This window comes from Rhodothermales bacterium, assembly GCA_034439735.1.
Lineage (GTDB): Bacteria > Bacteroidota > Rhodothermia > Rhodothermales > JAHQVL01 > JAWKNW01.
Genome location: JAWXAX010000108.1, coordinates 1 through 4,958, shown reverse-complemented (window position 1 = coordinate 4,958; position 4,958 = coordinate 1). Strand labels below are relative to the sequence as shown.

The 4,958-nt window shown below is 62.6% G+C and carries 6 protein-coding genes; 3 read left to right on the top strand and 3 right to left on the bottom strand.

Going from position 1 to position 4,958, the window contains the following annotated elements; all coding sequences use genetic code 11:
• On the top strand, window positions 1-366 hold a 366-nt coding region (locus tag SH809_08700), incomplete at its 5' end, for an FAD-dependent oxidoreductase (GenBank protein ID MDZ4699768.1).
• Window positions 367-414: 48 nt separating this feature from the next.
• On the opposite strand, the gene SH809_08695 is transcribed toward SH809_08700, so the two are convergent.
• The gene (locus SH809_08695; GenBank protein MDZ4699767.1) at window positions 415-873 is read right to left on the bottom strand and encodes a response regulator; all 459 of its coding nucleotides are present in this window, start codon (window positions 871-873) and stop codon (window positions 415-417) included.
• A gap of 244 nt (window positions 874-1,117) precedes the next feature.
• Here SH809_08695 and SH809_08690 point away from each other — a divergent pair, with 244 nt between their 5' ends.
• Together SH809_08690 and SH809_08685 are read left to right on the top strand one after the other, a co-directional pair.
• Complete coding sequence (locus SH809_08690; protein MDZ4699766.1) at window positions 1,118-2,125, top strand: cobalamin-independent methionine synthase II family protein; 1,008 nt, start codon at window positions 1,118-1,120, stop codon at window positions 2,123-2,125.
• 5 nt (window positions 2,126-2,130) lie between these two features.
• Window positions 2,131-3,054 carry a phosphotriesterase-related protein gene (locus tag SH809_08685; protein ID MDZ4699765.1) on the top strand — a complete coding sequence of 308 codons (924 nt, stop codon included), beginning with the start codon at window positions 2,131-2,133 and terminating at the stop codon, window positions 3,052-3,054.
• On the opposite strand, the gene SH809_08680 is transcribed toward SH809_08685, so the two are convergent.
• Together SH809_08680 and SH809_08675 are read right to left on the bottom strand one after the other, a co-directional pair.
• On the bottom strand, window positions 3,044-3,550 hold the full coding sequence (locus SH809_08680; GenBank protein MDZ4699764.1) for a dihydrofolate reductase: 507 nt from the start codon (window positions 3,548-3,550) through the stop codon (window positions 3,044-3,046). The two genes, SH809_08685 and SH809_08680, sit on opposite strands and share 11 nt — an antisense overlap.
• Before the next feature lie 4 nt (window positions 3,551-3,554).
• A complete protein-coding gene (locus SH809_08675) occupies window positions 3,555-4,349 on the bottom strand; it encodes a thymidylate synthase (protein ID MDZ4699763.1) in 795 nt (264 codons plus the stop codon).
• Between the last annotated feature and the right edge of the window lie 609 nt (window positions 4,350-4,958).

Genomic DNA, 4,958 nt, shown 5'->3' with positions numbered 1-4,958 from the left:
CTCAGCCGCGCGGATGTGCTGGCGGCACGGGATTTCGACGACGCAATCGCCCGCTGCGGTGCGCCGATCGAGGAACACCATGCCGGCGGAGACACCCGGTGGGAATACCTACCGACAGGCAGCACCTACGGCATCCCCTTTCGCTGCCTGTTACCGCGCGGTGTGGACGGGTTGCTGGTGGCCGGCCGGTGCCTCTCGGCCGACCATGACGCGCACGCTTCCGTCCGCAGCATGGGGCAATGCATGGCGATGGGGCAGGCGGCCGGCGTGGCCGCCGGACTGGCGGTCCACTCTGGATCTACCCCGCGCGAGATCGACGTGGCCACCCTCCGTGATCGACTCATTGGCCTCGGCGCGGTACTTTGACGTGACAAACGAGCCTGGCCGAAACTACCGCTTCGATCCCTCCGCAGGCTATTTCTGTGCGCGAGGCGAGGAGAGGCGGGCGCTCGGGCGCGGGGTGGCATGAGCAAAGGAGGGCGTATGCATCCAGATCGTGTCGCGCAGGCGGTCCATCTCGATGGGTTTGCAGAGGTAGTCGTCCATGCCGGCCTTGAGGCATCGGTCTCGGTCGGCCGTCGTGGCGCTCGCCGTGAGGGCCACAATAATGGGCTGTGGAAGATCGGGCCGGCTGCGAATGGCCGTGGCGGTCTCGAGACCACCCATCAACGGCATGTGGAGGTCCATCAGAATGATGTCGTACGACGTATGCGCCAGCGCATTCAACACCTCCACCCCGTTCACGGCGAGATCGGCTGGATACCCGATTCGGTCGAGCATGCGAAGGGCTACTTTTTGGTTGACTTCGTTGTCTTCCGCAAGCAGAATCCGTGGGAGAGGTGATATGACGGGACGTGCATTCAACCCGAACACCAGACGTGAATGGATGACGACGCCGCTGTCGTCCGGAATCTATTCATTACGCCCGGAGCAATTGCCGGAGCGGTTCCCACTTTCTATCATTAACTGCCGTTACGCCATGTGCAAGAGGACACGATAGATCGTGTCCCTACGGTCCAAAATCGGGCGTTTCCGACCGTTTGATGGGATATCGTGTAACGGCACCCATTAAATCTCCGCGCCGGTGGGCGCATCACACCACTGTTTAACCGAAACTATGATCAAGACCAGTGTCATCGGGAGTTACGCCTGGCCGGCGTGGTTTATCACCGCCGTCGACGCCATGCAGCAGGGGCAGTATGGCCTCAAGGACATCGAAGAAACGCTCAACGACGCCGTCGACCTCGCGATCCGGGAGCAGGAGGAAGCCGGCGTGGATATCATCAGCGACGGGGAAATGCGCCGGCTGGGGTTCTTTACAGCTGATTTCTACGGCCGACTTCAGGGTCTCACCGAGCTACCTCCGCTTCGTCGCATCGGCCCGGGGGGGCACGACCAGCGCGAGCGCTACGAGGCCCACGAGACGTTCGACGCACCGGACGGCCTGGGGCTCGTGGCCGAGTATCGGTATGCCAGAACCCGCACGACGCGACCCATCAAGATACCCGTGCCCGGCCCGTACACCCTCGCCGGCCGGATCGCGCCGGGGAAGATCTACAAAGACCGGATGGAGGTCGCCCACCGCTTCGCGCAGATCATCAACCGGGAATTAAAGGCCCTGGTGGCCGCCGGCGTGGATTTTATCCAGCTGGACGAACCCTCTGCCGCCGTGCACAAGGATACGCCGAAGGCGTTTATCGACCTGTTTAATGGGATGCTGGACGGGGTGAACGCACGCATCAGTGTCCACCTCTGTTTTGGCAACTACATCGGCCGGCCGGTGGCGAACCGCACGTTTGCGCCGGTATTTCCGGCTATTCTGGATCTCAAGGTGCAGGAGTTCGCGATCGAGTTCGCCAACCGCGAGATGGCGGAGATCGAGGTGTGCGCGGCCATCGTGGAGTCCGGTAAAGATGTTGCCGCCGGCCTGGTGGACGTCAAAAACTACTTCATCGAGACCCCCGAGATCGTGGCCGAGCGCATCCGGAAGACGCTGAAACACGTGCCGCCCGAGCGCCTCACCGTGACGCCCGATTGCGGCTTCAGCCAGACGGCCCGATGGGCGTCCCGCGCGAAGATGAACGCGATGGTGGCGGGCACGCGGATTGTGAACGCTTCGTTGTGAAGGCCATGATCGTACGCACCGTCACCGGCGATATTCCTGTGGACGCGCTGGGCGTCTGTTATCCCCACGAACACGTGTTCGGAGCGCCACCGGGCGCCCTCGCGACGTCGGATTTCCGGCTGGACGACGAGGCTGCCGCGCGGCGTGAGGTAGGCTGGTTTCGCGAGGCCGGCGGCGGAGCGCTGGTGGATATGTCGACGCCCGATTACACCCGCGACGCGGCCGGCCTCCGCCGCGTCGCGGAGGCCACCGGTGTCCATATCGTGTGCGCCACAGGATTCAACAAGGACACATTTTCGAAGCCCTGGGTGGAGCCCCGATCGATCGAGGAACTTGCGGCGCTGTACGTGCGCGAGGTGACGGTGGGCATAGAGGAAACGGGTGTGCGGGCCGGCGTGATCAAGGCCTCGACGATGCGCGACGCGATCACTCCGTGCGGGGAAAAGATGCTGCGCGCCGCCGCCCGCGCCCACCGCGTCACCGGGGCGCCGATTTCCACCCATACCGAGGCCGGCACGATGGCGCTGGAGCAGGTGGCCGTATTCCGCGAAGAAGGCGTGGACCCTCGGCGGGTGGTGATCGGGCACATGGACCGGAAGCTGGAGCTGGATTACCTCCGCGCGGTGGCCGCGACGGGCGCGTTCCTCGGGTTCGACCAGATCAGCAAGGAGAAATATTACCCGGACCGGGCCCGGATCGACGCCATTTTAACGCTGGCGGCGGAGGGTTTCGGGAGGCAGTTACTGCTTTCGGGAGACCTGGCGCGGCGCTCGTACTGGCCGGCGTACGGCGGTGGCCCCGGCTTCACGTATATCCTGTGGCGGTTCGTGCCGTGGCTCCGGGAAGCCGGCGCATCGGAGGCGCTCATCCAGGATCTCCTCGTCCACAATCCGGCGCGGGCGCTGGGTTTTGTCCCCCCTACCCCCTGATTCGCCGGTAGGTGACAAACCGGTAGCCGTTGCGCGGGTGCTCCTCCTCGATCTCGAACTCCCGCCCGATGAGGTGCTCGAACGGCGGGAAGAACGCGTCGCCGTCGTAGTCACCCTCGACCAACGTGATCTCCAGCCGATCGGCCAGGGGCAAAAAATGCGCGTACACCCCTCCGCCTCCGCCGATGTACACCACGGGTTCGTCCTTCAGCGCATCGAGGAGGGCCTCGGCGGAGGGATAGGTTTCGATCTCCGGGAAGCCTTCGACGGGGCCACGGGTGGAGAGGACGATGTTGCGGCGGTTCTTGAGCGGTCCGCCGAATTGATGGACGAGCGACTCAAACGTGCGCCGGCCCATCACGAGCGGCATCCCGAGCGTGTGTTTTTTGAAATGCTTCAGGTCCTCCGAAATATGCCAGGGCAATTCGAGGCCTTTCCCGATCACCCGGTTGTTCTCTGCGACGGCGGCGATGAGGACGATTTCGGGGCGGGGCATGGGTTTAAACCGCCACCGGCGCCTTGATGGGAGGGTGGTGCCGGTAATCGACGACCTCAAAATCCTCGTAGCGGTAGTCGAAAATCGACGCAGGTTTTCGGAGGATGTTCAGCTTCGGCAGCGGCAGCGGCTCGCGGGCGAGCTGTTCGTCCACCTGATCGAGGTGGTTCGTGTAGATGTGTGCGTCGCCTATGGTATAAACCAGTTCGCCGACGCCCAGGTCGCACTGTTGGGCGATCATGTGGGTCAGGAGCGCGTACTCCGCGATGTTAAACGGGGCTCCGAGGAAGAGGTCGTTCGAGCGGATGTAGAGCGAACACGACAGCCGGCCGTTCGCGACGTAGAACTGGTAGAAGAGGTGGCAGGGCGGGAGCGCCATCTGGTCGATTTCGCCCACGTTCCAGGCGTTGACGAGGATGCGCCGGCTGTCCGGGTTGGTTTTAATCGTGTGGATGACGCCGGCGATCTGATCGATCTCGCGCCCGTCGGCCGTGCGCCAGGCGCGCCACTGCTTGCCGTAGACCGGGCCCAGGTTGCCCTCGGCGTCCGCCCATTCGTTCCAGATGCTGACGCCATTATCGGTCAGGTACTGGATGTTGGTGCTGCCCTGGAGGAACCAGAGCATTTCGTAGGCGAGGCCTTTGAAGAACACCTTTTTGGTGGTGAGGAGCGGAAAGCCGGCCTGCAGGTCGAACCGCATCTGGTAGCCGAAGACGCTGAGCGTGCCGGTGCCGGTCCGGTCTTCCTTACGGACGCCGTTCGCTTTTACGTGGCGGAGGAGATCGAGGTATTGATACAAGGTTACAGGTTGGCAGGTTACAGGTTGGCAGGTTATGCGAATCAGGAGTTGAATCCCGCAAAAAGGGCATAACTTCGTTCACGCTCGAATCGTTCAACGCGTGATTCTTATGGGCCTAACGGGTAGCGATTAGGCATGGCGTGTTCGGTTTGGCGCAGAGTGGTGTGTTAAAAAACAGGCCTTGTCATCGCGAACGAACGCAGCGGCGCAGCCGATGCGGCAGCTGAGCGACCTCCGCGAGATGGGCGAAGTGCTCGGCTTAAGGAGGTTTATTCGCTTCGCTCATCAGTCGCTGCGCTCGTGTCTCCGCTCTCACGCCGGCAAGCCGGCGTTTTCGGTCGAGATGACATTATTTTTTTGGGGGGTTTGACATAGTTCAACTCCTGATTCGCGCAGGTTACAGGTTGGCAGGCTTGTCCTGACGGGCGGCGGCAAACGCCGGCCGGTTCGAAGGATCTCAGGCGCGTCGCCGGCAAGATACAAAAAGAACGACTTGCAGAGGAACGTCGTGCCGAAGCCTTTGTGCAACTCCGTGCATTACCCCCCGACATTAAACCTCGAACTTTACCCCTCAAACCCCGATGGACCCATCCCTCCACCAGAAACAGG

What these genes read in the sequence shown, in the direction of transcription:
- SH809_08690 (MDZ4699766.1), top strand. Translation starts at nt 1,118, where the DNA reads ATGATCAAGACCAGTGTCATCGGGAGTTACGCCTGGCCGGCGTGGTTT.
- SH809_08680 (MDZ4699764.1), bottom strand. Translation starts at nt 3,550, where the DNA reads ATGCCCCGCCCCGAAATCGTCCTCATCGCCGCCGTCGCAGAGAACAAC.
- SH809_08685 (MDZ4699765.1), top strand. Translation starts at nt 2,131, where the DNA reads ATGATCGTACGCACCGTCACCGGCGATATTCCTGTGGACGCGCTGGGC.